This window comes from Cystobacter fuscus, from assembly GCF_044360685.1.
GTDB lineage: Bacteria > Myxococcota > Myxococcia > Myxococcales > Myxococcaceae > Cystobacter > Cystobacter fuscus_C.
Genome location: NZ_CP043491.1, coordinates 3,621,385 through 3,641,192 on the forward strand (window position 1 = coordinate 3,621,385; position 19,808 = coordinate 3,641,192).

General features: G+C 68.0%; 17 protein-coding genes. 9 read left to right on the top strand and 8 right to left on the bottom strand.

Annotation, left to right across the window (positions count from 1 at the left end; all coding sequences use genetic code 11):
• The first annotated feature begins 1 nt into the window (after position 1).
• The 4 genes from F0U63_RS14885 to rpsD all read left to right on the top strand — a co-directional run bounded on the left by F0U63_RS14885 (position 2) and on the right by rpsD (position 3,640).
• On the top strand, positions 2 to 1,327 hold the full coding sequence (locus F0U63_RS14885) for a nucleotide sugar dehydrogenase (protein ID WP_395846566.1): 1,326 nt from the start codon (positions 2 to 4) through the stop codon (positions 1,325 to 1,327).
• A gap of 172 nt (positions 1,328 to 1,499) precedes the next feature.
• Positions 1,500 to 2,039, top strand: coding sequence for a hypothetical protein (locus F0U63_RS14890; protein WP_395846567.1), 540 nt, complete (start codon positions 1,500 to 1,502; stop codon positions 2,037 to 2,039).
• Between the two features lie 353 nt (positions 2,040 to 2,392).
• On the top strand, positions 2,393 to 2,854 hold the full coding sequence (locus tag F0U63_RS14895) for a hypothetical protein (protein ID WP_395846568.1): 462 nt from the start codon (positions 2,393 to 2,395) through the stop codon (positions 2,852 to 2,854).
• A 153-nt stretch (positions 2,855 to 3,007) separates the two neighbouring features.
• The gene (gene rpsD / locus F0U63_RS14900) at positions 3,008 to 3,640 is read left to right on the top strand and encodes a 30S ribosomal protein S4 (protein WP_395846569.1); all 633 of its coding nucleotides are present in this window, start codon (positions 3,008 to 3,010) and stop codon (positions 3,638 to 3,640) included.
• Between the two features lie 26 nt (positions 3,641 to 3,666).
• Here rpsD and F0U63_RS14905 read toward each other — a convergent pair whose 3' ends face one another.
• The gene (locus tag F0U63_RS14905; protein WP_395846570.1) at positions 3,667 to 4,425 is read right to left on the bottom strand and encodes an SDR family oxidoreductase; all 759 of its coding nucleotides are present in this window, start codon (positions 4,423 to 4,425) and stop codon (positions 3,667 to 3,669) included.
• 100 nt (positions 4,426 to 4,525) lie between these two features.
• Here F0U63_RS14905 and F0U63_RS14910 point away from each other — a divergent pair, with 100 nt between their 5' ends.
• Positions 4,526 to 6,259 (top strand): TldD/PmbA family protein, encoded by a 1,734-nt coding sequence (locus F0U63_RS14910; protein WP_395846571.1) that lies wholly within the window; start codon positions 4,526 to 4,528, stop codon positions 6,257 to 6,259.
• Between the two features lie 70 nt (positions 6,260 to 6,329).
• Here F0U63_RS14910 and F0U63_RS14915 read toward each other — a convergent pair whose 3' ends face one another.
• Both F0U63_RS14915 and F0U63_RS14920 read right to left on the bottom strand, forming a co-directional pair.
• Positions 6,330 to 7,337 (bottom strand): C2 family cysteine protease, encoded by a 1,008-nt coding sequence (locus tag F0U63_RS14915; RefSeq protein WP_395846572.1) that lies wholly within the window; start codon positions 7,335 to 7,337, stop codon positions 6,330 to 6,332.
• 194 nt (positions 7,338 to 7,531) lie between these two features.
• A complete protein-coding gene (locus F0U63_RS14920; RefSeq protein ID WP_395846573.1) occupies positions 7,532 to 8,530 on the bottom strand; it encodes a hypothetical protein in 999 nt (332 codons plus the stop codon).
• Between the two features lie 157 nt (positions 8,531 to 8,687).
• Here F0U63_RS14920 and F0U63_RS14925 point away from each other — a divergent pair, with 157 nt between their 5' ends.
• Entirely contained in the window at positions 8,688 to 8,912 is a 225-nt protein-coding gene (locus F0U63_RS14925; RefSeq protein ID WP_395846574.1) for a hypothetical protein, read from the top strand.
• Positions 8,913 to 9,074: 162 nt separating this feature from the next.
• Here the strand turns inward: F0U63_RS14925 and F0U63_RS14930 are convergent, their stop codons facing one another.
• Positions 9,075 to 9,491: a hypothetical protein gene (locus tag F0U63_RS14930; protein ID WP_395846575.1), complete on the bottom strand. Its 417-nt coding sequence runs from the start codon at positions 9,489 to 9,491 to the stop codon at positions 9,075 to 9,077.
• Between the two features lie 865 nt (positions 9,492 to 10,356).
• Here F0U63_RS14930 and F0U63_RS14935 point away from each other — a divergent pair.
• The gene (locus F0U63_RS14935) at positions 10,357 to 10,731 is read left to right on the top strand and encodes a hypothetical protein (protein ID WP_395846576.1); all 375 of its coding nucleotides are present in this window, start codon (positions 10,357 to 10,359) and stop codon (positions 10,729 to 10,731) included.
• Between the two features lie 39 nt (positions 10,732 to 10,770).
• Here F0U63_RS14935 and F0U63_RS14940 read toward each other — a convergent pair whose 3' ends face one another.
• Positions 10,771 to 12,201 (bottom strand): hypothetical protein, encoded by a 1,431-nt coding sequence (locus F0U63_RS14940; protein ID WP_395846577.1) that lies wholly within the window; start codon positions 12,199 to 12,201, stop codon positions 10,771 to 10,773.
• A gap of 243 nt (positions 12,202 to 12,444) precedes the next feature.
• Between F0U63_RS14940 and F0U63_RS14945 the strand changes: the two genes are divergently transcribed.
• Positions 12,445 to 13,203, top strand: a complete 759-nt coding sequence (locus tag F0U63_RS14945; RefSeq protein WP_395846578.1) for a class I SAM-dependent methyltransferase — start codon at positions 12,445 to 12,447, stop codon at positions 13,201 to 13,203.
• Here the strand turns inward: F0U63_RS14945 and F0U63_RS14950 are convergent.
• Entirely contained in the window at positions 13,200 to 14,621 is a 1,422-nt protein-coding gene (locus F0U63_RS14950; RefSeq protein WP_395846579.1) for an OprO/OprP family phosphate-selective porin, read from the bottom strand. The genes F0U63_RS14945 and F0U63_RS14950 overlap by 4 nt on opposite strands.
• A gap of 190 nt (positions 14,622 to 14,811) precedes the next feature.
• Between F0U63_RS14950 and F0U63_RS14955 the strand changes: the two genes are divergently transcribed.
• A complete protein-coding gene (locus tag F0U63_RS14955) occupies positions 14,812 to 15,996 on the top strand; it encodes an acyltransferase family protein (RefSeq protein ID WP_395846580.1) in 1,185 nt (394 codons plus the stop codon).
• A 28-nt stretch (positions 15,997 to 16,024) separates the two neighbouring features.
• Here the strand turns inward: F0U63_RS14955 and F0U63_RS14960 are convergent, their stop codons facing one another.
• Both F0U63_RS14960 and F0U63_RS14965 read right to left on the bottom strand, forming a co-directional pair.
• Positions 16,025 to 16,567, bottom strand: coding sequence for a YqhA family protein (locus F0U63_RS14960; RefSeq protein ID WP_395846581.1), 543 nt, complete (start codon positions 16,565 to 16,567; stop codon positions 16,025 to 16,027).
• 140 nt (positions 16,568 to 16,707) lie between these two features.
• A complete protein-coding gene (locus F0U63_RS14965) occupies positions 16,708 to 19,512 on the bottom strand; it encodes a cation-translocating P-type ATPase (protein WP_395846582.1) in 2,805 nt (934 codons plus the stop codon).
• Positions 19,513 to 19,808 lie beyond the last annotated feature (296 nt).

The following is a 19,808-nucleotide window of genomic DNA, read 5'->3' on the forward strand; positions in this document are numbered from 1 at the left end:
GATGCGCGTTATGGTGAGCCCGTTGCTGACTCGGATCCGTCGGCGTGAGGCGAAGGTGGGCGTGGTGGGAATGGGCTACGTGGGTCTCCCGCTGGGCATGGCCTTCGCGGAAGCGGGGTTCCCGGTGACGGGGCTGGAAGTGGACTCCCGCAAGGTGGACAGCATCGCCAAGGGGGAGAGCTACATCAAGCACATCAAGAGCGAGCCCCTCAAGGAGCTGACCCAGGCGGGCAAGCTCACGGCCACCACGGACTTCGCCAAGGCCAGGGAGCTCGACTGCATCATCATCTGCGTGCCCACGCCGCTCACCGCGTCGCGTGAGCCGGACATGAGCTACATCATCAAGACGGGCGAGGCGCTCGCCCCGCACGTGCGCGAGGGCCAGCTCTTCATCCTCGAGTCCACCACGTACCCGGGCACCACGGACGAGGTGCTCAAGCCGCTGCTGGAGAAGGGCGGCCTCAAGGCGGGCGTGGACTTCCACCTGGCCTTCAGCCCCGAGCGCGAGGATCCGGGCAACAAGAACTTCAACACCAAGACGATTCCGAAGATCGTCGGTGGGCACACGCCCGCGTGCCTCGAGGTGGCCCAGGCCCTCTATGCCAGCGCCCTCAAGGACACGGTGCCCGTGTCGAGCACCCGCGTGGCGGAGCTGGCCAAGCTGCTGGAGAACATCTTCCGCTGCGTGAACATCGCCATGGTCAACGAGATGAAGATGCTCTGCGACCGCATGAACATCGACGTGTGGGAGGTCATCCAGGCCGCCAGCACCAAGCCCTTCGGCTTCATGCCCTTCACGCCGGGCCCGGGCCTGGGCGGGCACTGCATCCCCATCGATCCGTTCTACCTCACGTGGAAGGCGCGCGAGTTCGAGTTCCACACCAAGTTCATCGAGCTGGCGGGTGAAGTGAACCAGCAGATGCCCTACTACGTGGTGCAGCGCACCATGGAGGCGCTCAACAAGGTCAAGAAGACGCTCAACGGCTCCAAGGTGCTCTGCATCGGCGCGGCGTACAAGAAGGACATCGACGACATGCGCGAGAGTCCCAGCCTGCGCGTCATCACCCTGCTCAAGGGCACGGGTGCCGAGGTGGACTACCACGATCCGTACGTGCCCAAGCTGGAGGAGGGCCACGGCTTCAACTTCAACATGAAGTCGGTGCCGCTCACCCCGGAGACGCTCGCCGGTTATGACGCGGTGCTCATCCTCACCGACCACTCGAACATCGACTACGCCGAGGTGGTCAAGCACTCCGGCGTCATCGTCGACACGCGCAACGCCTGCAAGAACGTGGGCCCCGGGCGTGAGAAGGTGACCAAGGCCTAGTTTGACGCGAGCGGATGGCGCGGGGCGCCGTCCAGCCGCGTGGATGGCCCTGTCGTGACGCCTCGAAGGGGGCGTCGCGGCGGGGCCTGTTTCTTTTGGGCGTGGCGGATGACTTGAGGAGTCACGTGCGTGCGTGCTTGACTGCGCCGTCCCAGTCTTGCGGAGGCACATCATGGCTCGCGGCAATCCCACTCCCGGCGTCGAGGTCCAGGGGCCTATCGTCCAGGCCTTGATCGCCTCCGTGGAGATCGTGCGGCCCGAGGTGCTGCGCATCCTGGCCTCGCATGGGATTTCGGCCTCCTCGCCCCGGCCGGGCTATCCCCTGCCGGAGGTCCTGCGTTGTCTGGATGACATCCAGGGGCGGGTGGGCCGCGTCACCGTGCGCGCCATCGGCCAGCAGGTTCCCCGGCACACGGCGTTTCCGCCCCACATCACCAGCTTCGCGATGGCCCTGTTCCTGATGAACGCGGCCTACCGCACCAACCACCAGGGCGCGGAACACATTGGCGGCTACCACCACGAGCCCGTGGACGGGCAGTCCTCGCGCATGCGGTGTGACAATCCCTATCCCTGTGACTTCAACCAGGGCGTGCTGGAGGGCCTCTACGCGCGCTTCACGGGCCGGGGGACGCTGCGGCTGCGCATCGAGCACGAGACCGAGGACTGCCGCACCCGCGGCGCCACTGCCTGTACCTACCGCCTCAAGTGGTGAGCGGGCCCGAGGGCGTCGAGTGTGTCGACTCGTGGATGAATTGAGTGTGCTCACGACACACTGAAGCGGTCGTCCATGCCGTGAAGTCGTTCAATCCCGCGTGGTTCTTCAAGGATGTTCTTCCGCGAAGTCATCAGCGCAAGGGGATTGGAATGTCGCGAGCCACTCCGCTTCTACTGGCGGTTCTACTCCTCGGCACGGGATGCAGACCGGGGGCTCGAGGTGAACCCGGGCCGCAGGGGCCGGCGGGGGAGCGAGGACCCATGGGGCCGCAGGGGCCGGCGGGGGAACGAGGACCCCAGGGGCCGCAGGGGCTCGCCGGACCAGGGGGAGCGGCGGGGGAACAAGGACCCATGGGGCCGCAGGGGCCGGTGGGCCCCGCCGGGCCTCCCGGCTCCTCCGCGCCGTTCGTCCCCATCCGGACGACGCTCTTCTACACGAATCAAGTGAAGGACCTGGAGCCCTCGGACGTGCCCAGACTCCTCAGGACCGTGGGCACCTTCACCAAGGAACTCGCGGACACCGTGATTGAGCTCACCTGGCAGTCGCACATCCGGACGGAGGGGGTTGGCGGCTACTGCAGCTTCGACGTCCGGATCGATGGCGCGTCGATGCCCGTGCCGTCCGGCCTGTGGTTCGGTGCCACGCTCCACGATGCGAATGATGCGCCGGTGAATCTGTACCTGGAGTTCCCTGGCCTCGCACCCGGCTCGCACGAGGTGACGCTCTGGACTCGTGGCGTGAATGGCGCCACGGCTTGCATCGACAACTCCGGCAGCTTCCTGAGGACGGTCCACATCGTCGAGACGTACTAGGTCCGCCAGCGGGCCTGGGGCGTCGGACGCCCCACGGAAGGCCCCGGGGTGCCTCCGTCGCCCTTGACGGCGGGCCGCTCCGTCTTGTAATTGAGAATGATACTGATTCTCAATTTCAACTTGGCGGGACGCGCCAGGTGAGGAGGAGCGGACGTGGCACGAGATACGGGACCTCGCGGCAGGGTGTGCCGTCGGCTGGGAGTCGCGCTGTCGAACATCTCCGCGAAGGATCCGGACAAGGATCCGGTGTTGCGTCGGCCGTACCCCCCCGGGCAGCACGGGGCGGCGTCCAGGCCCTCGGTGAGCGACTACGGGCAGCGGCTGCGCGAGAAGCAGAAGCTCAAGCTGTTCTACGGCCTGCTGGAGAATCAGTGCCGCCGGGCGTTCCTGGAGGCGCGCCGCTCGCCGGGCAACACGGGCACGGTGTTGCTGCAACAGCTGGAGAGCCGCCTGGACATGGTGCTGCTGCGCGCGGGGTTGGCGACGAGCATCCGCCAGGCGCGGCAGTTCGTGCGCCATGGCTACGTCCACGTGGACGGGGTGCGCACGAACATCCCCAGCTTCCGGTTGCGGCCGGGCCATGAGGTGTGCTTCGGCCCGAACCACCGGGAGCTGCCGGTCGTGCGCAACAGCTTCGAGCGGATGAAGGGCCGGAGCGTTCCGGCCCACCTCGTGGTGGTGGAGGAGGGGCGGGGCGTGCGCTACACGCGCGTGCCCGAGCGCGAGGAGATTCCCGTGGACGTCAACGTGCCCTTCATCGTCGAGTTCTACGCGCAGCGCGTGTGAGCGCGCCGGACGCTCCGGGGGGAGCGTCAGGAGTCCTGGGGCGCGCCGGTGTCCGGCGAGGCGTAATACGCGAGCACCTCCTGGACGTGCTCGGGCCGCGTGTACACGTCGCCGCGGGGCCGATCGATCAGCTCCTGGATGACGGCGGCGACCTCCTCGGCGCCCTGGGCTCCGGGAATGGCGCGCGAGTCGGGGCCTCCTCCGAGCGCGTTGTCGCCGAAGTCGGTGGCCACCGGGCCTGGGAGCACGGCGGACACGTGGATGCCGGGGAAGCGCTCGCGCACCTCCTGCCGGAGGTTGGCCGTGAGCGCGTTGAGGGCATGCTTGGCGGCGTTGTAGGCCGAGCGCTCGGCCACGTGGGGCACGCGCCCGAGCATGGACGAGACGTTGATGAGGTGCCCCGTGCCGCGCGCCTGGAAGTGCGGCAGCACCGCCTGCATGCCGTAGAGCGCCGACTTGACGTTGACGCGCATCATCTCGTCGAAGTCCTCGTCGGTGAGCGCGGAGACGGGCCGGGTGATGCCGCGCCCGGCGTTGTTGATCCACACGTCCACGCGGCCGAAGCGGGCGAGCGCCGCGTCCAGCACCCGCCGCACGTCCTCACGCCGGGTGACGTCCGCGGGCACGGCCAGTGCCTCGGAGCCCGAGCGAGCAGCCACACGCCGCAGCTCGGACTCCCGCCGCGCGGCGAGCACCAGCCGGGCGCCGCGCGCTCCCAGCACCTGGGCCAGGGCGGCGCCGATGCCCGCGCTCGCGCCGGTGATGACCACCACCTTGCCGTCCACGAAAGACTCCTTTCCGGAGCACGTCGCCTCTCCGGTCCATACCTGGCGGGTCCTCTATCGCCTCGACCCCCCAGGGAGCCAGTCGGGATAGAGTCGCGGTGTGAAAACCCGAACCTCATCCGCACTCGCGCTGCTCGCCAGCTCCGTCTTCCTCACCGCCGCCACGCCCGCGCCGGACGCTCGCGTGTCCCTGCTGGACGCGATGGAGGAGGAGCTTCAGCGCAACCAGCGCCAGCTCAAGCTGCAGAACCACGAGCCGCCGTACTTCATCAGCTACCAGCTCAAGGACACGGAGCAGACGAGCCTCGTCGCCCGTTACGGCTCGCTCTTCCTGGACAACACCTCGCGCTACCGCCGGATGTACGTGGACACGCGCGTGGGCTCGTACGAGTTCGACAACTCGGGCCCCGAGGAATACACGTACTTCGTCGGAGGCGGACGCGGCACGAGCTACGTCGTCAACAAGGAAGGGCCGCTGGACGACTCGTCGCTGGCGCTGCGCACCGCGCTGTGGCTCGCCACGGACGAGAAGTACAAAGCCTCGCTCTCGCAGCTGCTCAAGAAGAAGGGGGAGAACGTCTACACGGTGGAGGACCCGAAGCAGCCGCCGTCCTTTTCGAAGGAGAAGCCGGTGCGCTCCATCCAGCCGCCGGTGGCCTTCCCCTTCGACCATGCGCGCTGGGCGCGCGTGGCGCGTGAGCTGTCGGCGCGCTTCAAGGATCACCCGGAGATCTTCGACTCGGAGGTGCGGGTGACGGCGGACAAGGTGGGCCGCTACTTCGTGTCCTCCGAGGGCAGCCGCATCCTCTCCGAGGAGGTGATGTATGGCGTGCACGTGACGGCGGTGACGCGCGCCGATGACGGGCAGCTGCTGGACGACTCGCGCAACTACTACGCGCCCACGGAGGCGGGGCTGCCGGACGAGAAGACGCTGGAGGCGGCGGCCACGCGCATCGTCGAGGAGCTCAAGGCGCTGCGCAAGGCGCCGGTCATCGACCCCTACACGGGCCCGGCGATCCTCGCGGCCGAGGCGGCGGGGGTGCTCTTCCACGAGGCGGTGGGGCACCGGCTGGAGGGCGACCGGCAGGATGGGGAGGGAGAGGGCAAGACGTTCCGGGGCCAGGTGGGCCGGCAGGTGCTGCCCACGTTCCTGAGCATCGTGGATGACCCGACGGTGCGCGCGCTCAAGGGCGAGCCCCTCAACGGCTTCTACGAGTACGACGAGGAAGGGGTGAAGGGGCAGCGCACGGTGCTGGTGGAAAAGGGCGTGCTGCGCAACTACCTGCTGTCGCGCCGGCCGGTGGAGGGCTTCCTGCAGTCCAACGGACATGGCCGCAGCCAGGGGACGGCCAAGCCCGTGGCGCGCATGGCCAACCTCATCGTCGACTCCACGAAGCAACTGGATGACGGGGAGCTCAAGAAGCAGCTCATCGCGGAGGCGAAGCGGCAGGGCAAGCCGTATGGCCTCATCATCCGGGACATCACCGGGGGCAACACCAACACGTCCAGCTATGGCTACCAGGCGTTCAAGGGCGTGCCGCGCATGGTGTTCCGGGTGGATGTGAAGACGGGCGAGGAGACGCTGGTGCGGGGGGTGGAAATCGTGGGCACGCCGCTGTCGGCGGTCAATCGCATCATGGCGACGGGCCGCAAGCAGGGGGTGTTCAACGGCTTCTGTGGCGCGGAGAGTGGCAACGTGCCGGTGTCGACGGTGGCGCCGGCCATGCTGCTGCAGGAGATCGAGCTTCAGCGGGCCGAGGAGGGCAAGGATAGGCCGCCGCTCCTGCCGAGCCCCGCGCAGGGCGGAGTCACCACGAGCGGCGCGGCGAAGTAGGACGGCGGGGGGCTGGAGGTCTTTCTCGTCTCCAGCCCGTCTCTCCTCGGCCTGGGCGAGCCGTGGCGGGCTACGGGATCGGAGTGGTCACGGTCTCGAAAGTGGCCCTGAATCGACGCAGCGACATCTCGACGGTTTCGCCATGGGTGCCCAGAACCGGGTACTGGGTGCCTCCGTGCGGATTGCGCACCTCCACCATGTACTCGTTCTTGCTCCGGGAGAACCGGGTGCCCACCACGGTGTAGGCGTGCCGGGTCTCAATCCCTGACTTCATCCCTTCGGTGCGATCGAAGTTGGACCCGGCGAGCACCGCGACGCCCGGAGTGTTTGCCTTGTTGAGGTGATGGAGCAACTCCCCGTCCGACATGTTCCGGATGGGCAGGTAATCCGCGCGCCTCCCCGTGAAGGCATGCATGGCGCCGATGCCCGTTCCTCCCTCGATTCCCCCATACCCCGCGGTCTGTCGCTCGCGCGTGTCCCTGTTCCTCTTGACGGACTCCCGGGCGTCGTGAAGCTTGACGTAGCCCTGTTCAGCCACCTGAGGCCAGATGACCTTCTTTCCACGGGACCTGTGGAAGTCGGGCTCCATGTCCGTGGGGAGGTGGTCGTCCACATGGACTCGCACGGGACGCAAGGTCTCGGGGTCGTGAAGATTGACATGGTACCTGCCGGGCTCCGCTTCCTGCACCATGTTCCTGATGGCGTTGGGGTCGCTGGCCACACCCGCCAGCGATGCCATCATGTGGCAGTTGCCCAGGTTGGACTGCCTGACATGCTTGGGCTCGGGGCCGCGACGCCCATACAGCGAGTGGTCCTGGACCTGCGCATAGGGGCTCTCACCGTAGGTGTTCCACTTGGGATGGGCGTCGTAGCTGGTCAGCCGTTGACGGTCCTCCGGGCGGTAGTCGGCGTACTGATCGTGGTCGTCGTGCTCGACCGCATCGCTGGAATGCTGGGCGACGACATGGGATGCCCGTGGGGGAGAGTCCGTGCGTCTGGCGTGCGAAGGCGCACGGCTCGAGGACCTGGCGTAGGAAGAAGCAGAAGCAGACCCGCTACCATACTTGTGGCTGTACACGGGGCAACTCCAGGAGAGGTGAGCTGCCCTGTCCATGTCCAAGGAGTGTGCCAGTCTTCCGATCCGGAGTGGCGTGAGGGCTTCCCTCGGAGACCGCTCGGAAGGTGCCCCTCGCACCCCTCTTTTCCCCCTTCTTCTCCTGGTGACCGCGGTCCCAGGGTGGTGACAACTGTCACCACCTTCGTGCACTCCGCTTATGTGCTTCCCCCGGGAGGAGGCTTCGACGGCTGCACCAGGTACTTGAGGACCACCCCGAAGTCTTGAATCTTGTCCGGCAGGACGCTCAGGAAGTCCTTGAGGCGCCCGCGATTGGCTTCAACGAAGACAACCGACTCTCCCTTGTAGTTGCCCGCTACCACGCGCCCGACGCCCTTCATCCCCGCCACGCGCTGCTGGATTTCGGCCACTGCCCCCGTGAGCGCCGCCGTGAGCGCCGGGTGATTGGCGGGGAACTCGCTCAAGAACGTTCCCACGGGCTTGCCCGTGTTGAGCAGGGTCCGGGCATCTGGCATCCGGGATGACGAGCGCATGGGCGCGGAGGCGGCCACGGAAGAGGGCGCGGGGCTTCTCGGAGGAGCGACCTGTCCGGTCCGCTGCGCTCCCGCTGTCTTGAGCGGGGACGCGGAGGCGGTGGGCGCGGCGGAGGCGGTGGGCGCGGCGGAGGCGGTGGGCGCGGCGGAGGCGGTGGGCGCGGTGCTGCTCGAGGGAGCCGCCTCTCCGGTCGGCTTCCTGATCATGGACCCGTAGACGTTCCGCTTGGGGTCTTCCTTCGCTGCTTTCTGCATCTCGGCGGTGAGCCGCTGATCCAGGGAGCGCTGCGAGTTTCCCCCGTGGGACTGCTCGCCCTCCAGGTCCGGCTTCTTGGCCGAGTTGAGTACGAGCTGGTCGTCCATCCGCGGCAGCGCGGCGCTGGCGGAAGGGGAGGTGGCAGTGCCCTCCGCGGGCTTGGTGGGGGTGCCCGGCGCTGCTTTCTGCGCCTCGAGGGCGGGCTTGCGCGTCTGGGGCGTGTTCGGCCCCGGGATGAAGGCCTCGACGGCCTTGCCCCCGTGTGACGCATCTCCCTCGGAGTTCGACTTGAACTCCTGGCGGTCCTGCCGGTACTCCTTGAGCTTGATCAGGGCCTCGTCGCCCGCGTCCCTCCGGTCCTCCCCCTCGAGAGGCCGCTCGTCTCCCTCGAGCTCGGCCTCCTCCATGTGCTGGGTGGCGTCGGTCTTGGAGGTCTTTCCCGCCGGAGCCCGGCCCCGGGCCCTGTCCGTCCGTTGTGGGCCTTTCGACGAGCCGGGCAGGCGCGGGGATCCATGAGGGGGGCGGTTTGTTTTGATCACAGTACGTGCTATTTATCAGACCCCCATGAGTGGAAGCTACGGAGTTAGTGAGTTCGACTACGGCCAGTGCCCCTGCACCGGGAATTACGAGCACCGCCTGATCGAGGTGGATGTGGTCTTGGATCAGCGCAGTGTGGTGCTCACGAACATTCCGCAAGGGGAGTGTCCCCTGTGTGGTTCGCAGGTCTACAAGATGCAGATCATGGAGCGCATCGAGACCCTGATGGCGAGCGCGGAGCGCTCTGCCTGAGGTAGGGACGGGCGGGCCGTGCCGAGCGGCCGAGCAAGCGTCGCCCGCCGCGAGACTCGCTGTTTCTTGGAAGCCGAGACGGCACGGTTCTCATCCTCTGTGATTGGATTGAGGCCTCCCCGTCGCCGTCCGGATTGCCATACACCTTTCTCGCTGCCCGCATCACGGATGTGACCGGCCCGTGGGTTTCCAATGCGGGTCGGTGATGACGACGGAGACGCCCGTGTCGGCGTACCGCCCCGTCTTCGTCATCTGGTTCAGCTGGCGGGGATCTTCGTGGTTCCGGCCCGTGGCGGGATCCATGACGGTGCCATCCGGGCGCTCCAGGACGTAGCGCAACCGGTTGGGGGCGGGCTCGGGCCCGGTCGGGTGGATGACGAAGACGACCGCGCGGAGCCTGCGTTGGTGGGGGCCGAGTGGCTCTTCGGGTCCGTCCTGGAGGTGAATCCTCATGGACTGCAGCTCCTCCATGATGGCCTCGCCGAACATCGCGACCAGGCTCGAGGTGATGGGGGGCACCACATGCACGTGGCCATCCAATTCCAGCCGGCGCGCCGCGTCGATGAGCCCGGTAGGCAATGACTCCACTTCCTCTTGGAGGTCTCGATCAGGAGGGACTCGATTGATGCACTGAAACAAGAAACGCTCGGCTTGCCCGGGCACGGTGTCGAGCGGACTGCCATTCCAGAGCTCGGTACGTCCCAACTCCATCGCGGCACAGAGCAGACCCGTCGCGCCACAGGAATGGGTGAACTCCTCTTGTTTGGCGATGCCGAGGCGATAGGCCGGAGGAGGGGACTCGGGCCGCGAAGGACCGCTGGGTGCTGGATTCCTCCCGGAGCTGTCATAGAACGAACCTCCGTGGCGAGGCCGCAGCGGGACATGGACCTTGAGCGGAGGCAGGAGCTTGACGGGGTCTTTCTTGGGCCGCTCGCTGTACCTGTCGCGGAACCGCAAAGGGCGTGGAGGGGCTGGCGGAGGCGCTGGCGGGCCCCCGTGAGGCGCTGGCGGGCCCCCGTGAGGCGCTGGTGGGCCGCCGTGAGGCGCTGGTGGGCCCTGAGGGACTGGAGGGGGCTGGTTGACAGCGGGGGGTGGGTTGGGCCCGGGACCCGCGATCAGTGGATTCTTGGAGGATGAGAATTCGGAGTTGCCCGTGAAGCCTGGACGGCGTTGGGGAGGGGGCTGGCCCGGCTGCCGGGATTGCTCCTGTGGGCTCGGACGTCCCGTGCCGGGGTGGCTCGAGGGATCGCCTGGAGGAGGAGGCGAGCGCCCGTCTTTGTCGGAAATGGGATGTCCGCCTTTCTGGTGCAACCATAGCGTGGATCGCGACCGAGGGAGAGCGGACGTGGGCGCGGATGAGGCAACCCGGGGCCGGTCTCGGCGATAATGGAGGAGGGACCTGTCCTCCGTGTAGGGGAGGTGAGGTGTTCCCCCAGGAGGCGCCATGTCCACCATCACCGGTCCGACCGGTCCCCGCATGCCCACCACCCCGACCCCGTCCACGGCACGGCAGGTCTCGGGGACGAGTTTCCTCCCGCGCGTGCAGGCGAGCACCAGCGGCGCGGCGGCCCTGTCGAAGTCAGGCAATGCGCCCCTCGTCTCCGGCCGCGATATCGTCTCGACGGCCGTCTCCGCCGCCCAGCAGACGATGAAGTCCGGTTCCGCTCAGGGGACGGGGAGCGCCGCGGAGACGGATCCCGCGCTCGATCAGCGGCGCGCCCTCCAGGAAATGTCGCGCGCGTTTCTGATGGGCAGCATCCAGTCCACCTTCGCGGGAGTTGCCCAGGCGGGCTCCATCCGTCCCGATCTGGAGGACTGAGGGGGCTGGAGCGCCCACGGGGCCTCGGCCCCACGGGGGTTACTTCAGCTCGAGCATCTGGGAGTGCAGGAAGAACTTGACGGTATCGAGGTTGTTGCCGTGCTGGCCCGCCAGCTTGCGCGCCTCGGCCATCCAGGCATTGAGATGGGGCCCATTGGCGGCCTCCTTGAAGACGACCTGGTGCGCGTCGTCCAGGGCCTGGCGCAGCTCCGTATCGGACGGTGGTGGGGGCCTGGCGCCAGGGGCGGGGAGCGGCTTGCCGCGCAGCAGGCCGTGCAGGGCGAACTTGACGGCGTTGAAGTCGTTCTTGAGCTGGCTCGCCAGCTCACCCGCCTGGGCCATCCAGGTGTCGACCCGGGTCCCGCTGGCGCTCTTGCCGAAGACGAGCGTGTGCGCCTCGTCCAGCGCCTGGCGCAACTTGTCCTTGGACAGCGGCGCGGGAGTCTCGCCGGCGGGCGGGGGGAGCATGCCAATCATCAAGGCGTGCAGGGCGAGCTGGATGACCTTGAAGTTGTTGTGGTGCTGGCCCGCCAGCCCCTGCGCCTGCGCCATCAAGTCGTTGGCGCTGGTGCCGCTGGCGTTCGTTCCGAAAGCGAGCCGGTGCGCATCGTCCACGGCCCGGCGCAGGTTCGTGTTGGACATGGGCGCGGGCGGCGCGCTCGACTTGACCGTGGCCATCTTGCCGAACAGTTGGTTCTGCATGGACTGCCGGGAGTGGTTGTTCACGGCGTAGGAGAGGGGATCTCCCATGCTCATCCCCGAGGAGAAGCCGCCCGGGGACATGGCGCCGTTGAGAATCTGGGAGTTCAAGGCCATCTGGGCGTAGGAGTTGTCGCCACTGGTCTTGTTGTGTGTGATTTTCTGACCCGTCTTCTCGGAGAGTATCTCGGCGTGCAGGGTGTATTTGATGTCGTTGAGATCATTGCCCTCGCTCGCGAGCTGCTTCGCCCGAGCCATCAGGGCCTCGGCCTTGGGTCCACTGGCCTTGCCGCCGTGGACGAGCGCGTACGCCTCGTCCAGGGCCTTGCGCAAGCCCGCGTCGCCCTGCGTGTGTTGCGCGGAGTTGGAGGGGGCCGACGCGCCCTGGGTCTTGGCGAACATCTCGGAGTGCAGGGCGTATTTGACGGCGTCGAAGTCGTTGTCGTGCTCGCTCGCGAGCTGACGCGCCCGCGCCATCCAGTCGTCCACCTGGGAGCCACTGGCCTTGCCCCCGTGGATGAGATCGTGCGCCGCGTCCAGGGCCTGCCGCAACTCGTCATCGCCCATCGCGCTGGCCTGGGCCGAGGTGTGTCCTGGCGGAGGGGGCGTGACGAAGTTCTTCGCTTTCGCCGAGGCATTGCGGCGCACCGGGGCGCCGAATTTGCTCTGGAAGCGGGCTTCCCCGCCGGCCTTGCGCGGCTGCGCGGCGGCTGGAGGGGCGGGATGCGCGGTCTGGGGAGCGGCGGTGGGCGCCGCCTCGCGCGCCTTCATCTCCCCTGGGACCGAAGGTGTTCTCTGACCGATGCGAATAGGGGGCACGCGACAGTCTAACCCGAGACGCCTTGGATGGACAGGCCAGGTGGCGCCGCTCCCCGTTCCTCGTATTCGGAGAAAAGGGACCGGGGCTATTCGCGTGGCTTCCAATATGCTTGTACAGCAGCAGTTCCTTCATTTTGAAGGGCTGGCACTCCTCGTATGACTTGGAGTGCTCACGGCTCCTTTGCTGGAGGGCCCATGGGACACACCGCCGAGTACGACTCCCTCGCCGAGGAGTACCAGCAGTCCAAGTTGATTCCCTTCCGTCTCGAGCTCGAGCACTACAGCCTGTTCGAGCAGTTGGGCGAGCTGCGAGGCAAGCGGGTGTTGGATCTCGCCTGTGGCGAGGGCTTCTACAGCCGGCAGATGAAGCGGCGGGGCGCGGCCACCGTCCATGGGGTGGACGTGTCCCCGGCGATGATCGAGCTGGCCCAGGAGTCCGAGCGCCACGAGCCGCTCGGGTGTACCTACGCGGTGGGCGATGTGGCCGGGCTCGAGCGCCTGGGTGACTTCGACCGGGTGGTGGGCTGTTATCTGCTCAATCAGGCGCGGACTCGCGAGCAGCTCCTGGACTTCTGCCGGGCCATCCACCGCAACCTCGCGCCGGGCGGGCGTTTCGTGGGCGTCGCCGACAACCCGCGCGGAGATCCGAAGCACTACGCGCACTACCGTCCCTACGGCCTCACCAAGCAGGTCTCCTCTCCGCGCACCGAGGGGAGCCTCATCACCCTGACCTTCTTCAACCCGGACGGCACGAGCTTCCAGCTCACCCAGACCTACCTGTCCCCCGAGTCCTATGAGTGGGCCTTCCGCGAGGCGGGCTTCTCCTCCTTCCAGTGGGTGCCCGTGAGGGCACGTCCCCATCAGGACCCGGAGACCGCCGGCTTCTGGCGGCGGTTCGTGGAGATGGAGCCGCTGGTGCTCGTGGAGGCCCGCTCGGACGGGGAGGGCGTCTAGAAATAGACCTGGACGCGGTTGAAGAAGACGAACTCGGTGGGCCGCGAGCCGCCCTCCGCCGCGCCACCGGTGAACGCGGTGCGCTCCCCCGTGAAGGTGATGCGGGTGTTGCCGCTCAGGTACCAGTGGGCGCCAAAGCCCCAGGACTGGGCACCGCTCGCCGAGCGGGCCGGGTCCGCGAAGATCGGGAAGGCGTTGGGATCGATGCGCAGCCCGGAGTAGCGGCCCACGAGCTCCACGGCGCCCCAGTGGCCCGCGGCGGGGTTGATGGTGTGCTCGGGCTTGAGCCCCTCGTAGGAGGCCTTGCCTCCGAACAGCACGTACGAGGCGGACAACTGCCAGGCGGTGTTGGTCAACCGGGCCTCCTCGCCACCGCGCCGCACGTCCTGCGTGGAGGCGACGTACTCGGCCATCACCCCGAGCGGCCCCGTGAAGTAGTAGGCCTGGGGAGAGAAGCGGTAGTGCCGGCCGCTGGCGAGCACCGTGACGTCCGCGGTCGCGCCCGAGAGGTAGGTGAAGAAGGTCTGCTGCCCTTCCGCGCGCAGCGTCGGCTCCTGGGTCGCGCCCAGCGTGCCGTACTCGCTGCCCACGGTGCCGGCGATGCCCAGGCCCAGCCCCTCGAGCAGCTTGAGCCCCGACTTGCGGAAGGGGTGCGAGAAGAGGCGGCCCTCCAGCTCCACGTTGTCATCGACGTTGAGATCCGCCGCGCCACCGTCGGGCGAGCCGTTGAACGCGCCCACCGCGTAGCTCAACACCCCCCCGGCGATGTCGCCGGAGAACTGGATGCCCACTTCCCGGTTGGGGACCAGACTGGTGGGCAGGGCGAACTCGGGGAACATCAGCGCCGTGGTGGGCTGCAGGCGCTCGAGGCCCACGGGGGCCTTGAACTTGCCCACGCGGATCCGGAACTCCCGCGCCGGGTGGATGTCCACGTAGCCGTCCTGGACGGGCTGGGCGTTGGGCGCCAGATCCAGCAGGAAGCGGACGTCGACCAGCCCCGCCACGGTGGCGTCGAGGGCGGGCTGGAACCGGCGCAGCAGGAAGGTGTTGTTGCCGTTGCGCTCCTTGCCCTCGGCGAAGTAGCGCGCGTCCGCCTGGAGCACACCGCGCAGCTTGAGCTGATACTGCTTGTCCGCGCTGGAGATCGTGAAGCCCTCTGGCCCGGCGTTGAGGACGGGGGCCGGCGCGGCCGGGGCCGGCGTGGCCGCGGGAGGGGGCGCCGCCGTCGTGGCCGGGTTGAGGGTGGGTGCGCGCGGCGTATCGTCCTTGGGGGGATCCGCCTGGGGCTGGGACGCGGGGCCCTGCTGGGCCGCGGCGCCGCCCGCCAGCGTCAGGCAGGACAGCGTCAGGAGGACACGGGGAAGGGTTTGACGACGGAAGAGGCCAGAGAACCGCGCCCTGCGAATCGAATCGTTCAAGCGGACATCCTCATTCGGGAACCGACCCGTACAGTGGAGGCGTCCGTGACGCATCCGTGACGTATCGGTTTCCTGGGAGAAGGAAAAACAGGACGGAGACGGAATGAGCCCGCCGCGGGTTCCCCGTGCTCCAGCGGGGCGCACTCCGCGGGGCGCGGGCAGATGTGAAAAGAGGGGTACTCTGGCTTGAATGGCCCCAAGAAGTCGGGGTACCTCCCAGCGCATGGAGTCCTTCTCGTCCGCCCACCAGCGCTTCCTCCAGTCCCGCTTCTTCGGGGGATTGGACGGGCTGCGTTGCCTGAGCATCGTGGCGGTGGTGCTGCACCACGCGGCCAGCAGCCACCACGGTGTGTTCGTCCGGTTCAACCAGGGCGTCTCGCTGTTCTTCGCCATCAGCGGCTTCCTGATTACCACCTTGTTGTTGCGCGAACGTGACATCCAGGGAGACATCTCGCTGACGGGCTTCTACGCCCGGCGCTCGCTGCGCATCTTCCCGCTCTATTACGCGGTGCTCGGGCTCTACACCCTGCTGGTCTTCTTCTTCGAGAAGGACGTGCAGGCGCGGATGGATTTCCTCGACAACCTGCCCGCCTTCTTCACCTACACCTCCAACTGGTTCGTCTCGCTCGAGGGCCGCGTCATCTTCTACTTCGCCTGGTCTCTGGCCACCGAGGAGCAGTTCTATCTCCTGTGGCCCCCGGTGATGCGCTACGCGAGAGGCGCGGGTGCGTTCGTCTTCATGTCCGGGGTGCTCGCGCTGTCCCTCCTGGCGCCCCTGGCCGTGAACGCGGGCTACATCGACACGCACGTGCTCTGGGGGCGCATCCTCACCAGCTTCCATCCCTCCATCAGCATGGGCTGCCTGGCGGCCCTCGTGGCCCACTCGCCCCGGGGCTTCGCCTGGCTCTACCGGGTGCTGGGCCAGGCGTGGAGCGCTCCGCTGGCGCTGCTGCTCGTGGCCGGTGCGTTCTTCTGGGACTCCACCCCCAAGGGCGTGTTCTCGCTGCTCTTCACCGCCCTGGTGGTCGCCACCTGCATCCGCCCGGACAACGCGTTGATGCCCGTGCTGGGGCTGTCCTGGGTGCGCTACGTGGGCACGGTCAGCTACGGCGTCTACCTGCTGCACATGCTCGTCTTCAACCTCGTGCGGCGGGCGCTTCCCAGGCCGTTCACCTCGCTGCTCGAGTCCTCGCTGGGGTCCGGGATGGGGGTGTTCGTCAACTTCGTGCTCGGACTGGGTGTCTCCGTCCTCCTGGCGGGGCTCAGCCACCGCTACTTCGAGAGCCGCTTCCTCGTGTGGAAGGAGCACTTCGACTGGCGCACGAAGCCGCGGCCCGCCGAGCCCGTGGTCTCCAGTTCCAATAGCCCCGCCTGACCTGGGAGTGCAGGGGGGCCGCGTCCGGTCAGTGCTCCCCGGAGGGCCCGTGGGATTTGAGCTTGCCCAGGTAGAGCGTCAGTCCGATGAGGACGATGCCCAGCGCGAGATAGAGCAGGTCGAGTGCCCGGTCGATGCGCAACAGCAGGGCTCGTTGGAAGAACTCGATGACGAGCACCAACACGAGCAGCTTGGCGATGCGCTCCTTGAGATCCTCCAACCCACCCATGTGGAGCAGGCGGGGCGCGAGGGGCGATTGCCGCGCTTCATCCAGCCTGCTGATGAAGAACTCGTACAAGCCCAGCGAGAAGATGAGGAGGATGGCGGTGATGACGTAGCCATCCACGGATTTGACGATGAGCGTGAGGGCCTTGGCGCGCACCTCCGCGCGCTGCTCCGCGCTGATCCCCGTGTCCGAGTAATCCCGCATCAACGCCGGGAGCGACAGGGCATCCACCGTCGCCATGAAGAAGGCCCCCAGCGCCATCAAGGTGCTGAACACGACCCCTCCCACCATGACGTAGCGGCTGGCCCAGAGGATCGTCTCGAAGGCTCTTTCCAGCTTCTTCATCCGGGCTCACGTTCCTCGCGCCGCTGCCCGCCTGGGGCCCTTCGGAATCTGGAGAGAGGGACGGGAGGGGACCATGGCCGTGGAGGGCCGCCCCGTGATGGACAATCGACACCGCGACCGTCCCGAGGGGCGCCCCTCCGCTACGTCACCGTTGCGCGCCGGGGCAATCGAGGAGCGAGCCGTGGATCGGTTCCCCGCTCGCGCCGCGCGCGCCGGGAACGCCACATCTTCTCCACGCTGATGACGGGCAGGATGAGGGCCCCCACCAGCGCGCACAGCCCGAGCGCCTCGAGTGTCAGCGGCGCGGTATTGAACACCGCCTGCATGAAGGGCAGGTAGATGAAGCCGAGTTGCAGCAGCACCAGCACCCCGATGCCGAGGTAGACGACGGGGTTGCTGAAGACGCCGATGCGCAAGACGGAGTCGCGCAGGGAGCGGCAGTTCAACAGGTAGAAGATCTGGAACATGATGACCGTGGTGACGGCCATGGTCTGCGCCTCGCGGATGGCCACCTCGTGGCCCGAGCGCGCGGCCTCGGTGTGGTATTCCCAGAGGAAGAGCCCGGTGGCTCCCGCGCACATCAGCACCGCCACCAGCAGGGTACGCATGACGACGAAGCCGCTGAGCACGGGCGCGTCCGGGCGGCGCGGCGGGCGCTTCATCACATCCGGCTCCCGGGCCTCGAAGGCCAGCGGCAGCGCGAGCGCCACCGTGGCCACCAGGTTGATCCACAGCAACTGCGTGGGGAGCATGGCCAGCAGGGGCTCTCGCTCGCCGGCGACGTGGAGGATGGGGAAGAAGGCCACGCCGACGATCAGGATGAGGGCCAGCCCCAGGTTGGTGGGCAGCACGAAGGCGAGCGACTTGATGAGGTTGTCATAGACGCGCCGTCCCTCCTCCACCGCGGCGGCGATGGAGGCGAAGTTGTCATCCGTGAGGATGATGTCCGCGGCCTCCTTGGACACGGCCGTGCCGGTGATGCCCATGGCCACGCCGATGTTGGCCTGCTTGAGCGCGGGCGCGTCGTTGACGCCGTCCCCCGTCATGGCCACCACGTGCCCCTCGTGCTGGAGGGCGCGCACCAGGCGCAGCTTGTGCTCGGGCGCCACGCGGGCGAACACGTTGGAGGACCTGGCCGCCTCGCGCAGCCGCGCGTCATCCAGCTCCGCCAGTCGCGCGCCCGTCACCGCCCGCTCCTCCCCGAGCAGGCCGAGCCGCGCGCCGATGGCCTCCGCCGTCCTCGCGTGATCTCCGGTGATCATCTTCACGGTGATGCCCGCCGCGTGGCAGGCCTTCACCGCGCGGATGGCCTCCTCGCGCGGCGGGTCGATCATCCCCTCGAGCCCCAGGAGCCGGAAGCCGCCGGCCACGTCCTCGGGTTGGACACGGCCCTGTGAGGCCGCAATGGCCCTGCTCGCCACGGCCAGCACGCGCATGCCTCGCGAGGCGAGGCGATCCACCTCGGCGAGCACCGTGCCGGCGTCGAAGCCGTCGCGCGGCTCGCAGCGGCGCAGCACCACCTCGGGTGCGCCCTTGAGGAGCAGCTGCCGGCCGCCCCGCCCATCCTCGTGGAGCGTGACCATGAACTGGTTCTCGGACTCGAAGGGGAGGGCGTCCACGCGGGGCTGGCGGGCGCGCCATTGCTCCACCTTCAAACCGGCCTTGTGCGCCGCCACGAGGAGCGCGCCCTCGGTGGGATCGCCCGTCAGCTCCCAGGTGCCGTCCTTCGCGTGGACCGAGGCGTCATTGCAGAGGGCACCGGCCACGAGCAGCTCACGGACATCCTCGGGCGGGGCGTCGAGCGCCCGCTCGTCGCGGCGCAGCTCACCGTGGGGCGCGTAGCCCACCCCCGAGAGGGAATAGGAGCCCGAGGGGGTCCACAGCGCCTGCACCGTCATCTCGTTGCGGGTGAGGGTGCCCGTCTTGTCGGAGCAGATGACGGTGGTGCTGCCCAGTGTCTCCACCGCGGGCAGCTTGCGGATGATGGCGCGGCGGGCCGCCATGTACTGCACGCCGACGGCGAGGGCGATGGTGACGATGGCGGGCAGGCCCTCGGGGATGGCGGCCACGGCCAGCGTGAGGGCCGCCAGGAGCGACTCGGCCAGGCCGTAGCCGCGCAGCAGGCCCACGCCCAGCAGGACGGCGGAGATGACGAGGATGCCCAGGGTGAGATAACGACCGATGGTGGCGAGCGCCTTCGTCAGTGGGGTTTGCAGATCCACCGCATCGTGCAGCAGTTGGGAGATGCGGCCGAGCTCGGTGGCGCCGCCGGTGGCCACCACCACGGCGGTGCCCGTGCCCGAGGTGACGTGCGTGCCTCCGAAGGCCATGCTCGTCCGGTCCCCGAGGCCCGCGCTCTCCTCGACGGGCGCCAGACTCTTCTCGGAGGGGACGGATTCGCCCGTGAGCGCCGCCTCCTCCACCTGGAGGTTGCGCCCGGCGAGCAGCCGCACGTCGGCGGGCACCTTGTCTCCCGAGGCCAGCAGCACCACGTCGCCGGGGACGAGTTCGGAGGCGGGGAGCGTGACCTTGTTTCCTTTGCGCAGGACGGTGGCGTTCTCCGGCACCATCCGCGTGAGTGCCTCGATGGCCTTGCCCGCGCGGAACTCCTGCACGAAGCCGATGAGCGTGTTGAGCACCACCACCGCGAGCACGATGAGCCCGTCGGTCACCTTGCCCAGGGTGATGGCCAGGCCGGCCGAGGCGAGCAGCACCCAGATGAGGGGGTTGTTCACCTGGCGCCACAACAGGGTGAGCCAGCCGTCTCCGGAGACGCGTTGCAACACGTTGGGGCCGTGGCGCTCGAGCCGGTCACGGGCCTCGGCTTCGGAGAGGCCTTCCGGGTGGCTCTGGAGGGAAGCGAGCACCGCCTCGGGGGGCAGCGCGTGCCACGGGGTGCCCTGGGGGGCGGTCTCGGTCAGTGGTCGGGTCTGGGGAGAGTTCATGGCGCACTCCTCGCGGCTCAATCTGGAGTGCGTGCCAACCCCCGGCCAAAAGAAAATCCGGCCATGAAGCTTCGAGAAAATCGAAGCCTTGGCCAGCGCCTGCTCGATCCGTGGCGCTGGGGTTGCTCCTGGTTGCTCAACAATTCCCAGCCCAGAGTGTGCGGAACGATGACTCTCCATCGCGTATTGCCCCGCGGGGTGACAACCCTCAAGGCGTTCTGGCTTTACAGCGGTTGTTCCCTGGCTCCCTCCATGAAGTCAGGGAAAAGGACGGTCGAGGCATGTTCCAAGAAGAT

What these genes read in the sequence shown, in the direction of transcription:
- F0U63_RS14885 (WP_395846566.1), top strand. Translation starts at nt 2, where the DNA reads ATGCGCGTTATGGTGAGCCCGTTGCTGACTCGGATCCGTCGGCGTGAG.
- F0U63_RS14890 (WP_395846567.1), top strand. Translation starts at nt 1,500, where the DNA reads ATGGCTCGCGGCAATCCCACTCCCGGCGTCGAGGTCCAGGGGCCTATC.
- F0U63_RS14895 (WP_395846568.1), top strand. Translation starts at nt 2,393, where the DNA reads ATGGGGCCGCAGGGGCCGGTGGGCCCCGCCGGGCCTCCCGGCTCCTCC.
- F0U63_RS14920 (WP_395846573.1), bottom strand. Translation starts at nt 8,530, where the DNA reads ATGGAGGAGGCCGAGCTCGAGGGAGACGAGCGGCCTCTCGAGGGGGAG.
- F0U63_RS14925 (WP_395846574.1), top strand. Translation starts at nt 8,688, where the DNA reads ATGAGTGGAAGCTACGGAGTTAGTGAGTTCGACTACGGCCAGTGCCCC.
- F0U63_RS14935 (WP_395846576.1), top strand. Translation starts at nt 10,357, where the DNA reads ATGTCCACCATCACCGGTCCGACCGGTCCCCGCATGCCCACCACCCCG.
- F0U63_RS14940 (WP_395846577.1), bottom strand. Translation starts at nt 12,201, where the DNA reads ATGAAGGCGCGCGAGGCGGCGCCCACCGCCGCTCCCCAGACCGCGCAT.
- F0U63_RS14945 (WP_395846578.1), top strand. Translation starts at nt 12,445, where the DNA reads ATGGGACACACCGCCGAGTACGACTCCCTCGCCGAGGAGTACCAGCAG.
- F0U63_RS14955 (WP_395846580.1), top strand. Translation starts at nt 14,812, where the DNA reads ATGGCCCCAAGAAGTCGGGGTACCTCCCAGCGCATGGAGTCCTTCTCG.
- F0U63_RS14960 (WP_395846581.1), bottom strand. Translation starts at nt 16,567, where the DNA reads ATGAAGAAGCTGGAAAGAGCCTTCGAGACGATCCTCTGGGCCAGCCGC.
- F0U63_RS14965 (WP_395846582.1), bottom strand. Translation starts at nt 19,512, where the DNA reads ATGAACTCTCCCCAGACCCGACCACTGACCGAGACCGCCCCCCAGGGC.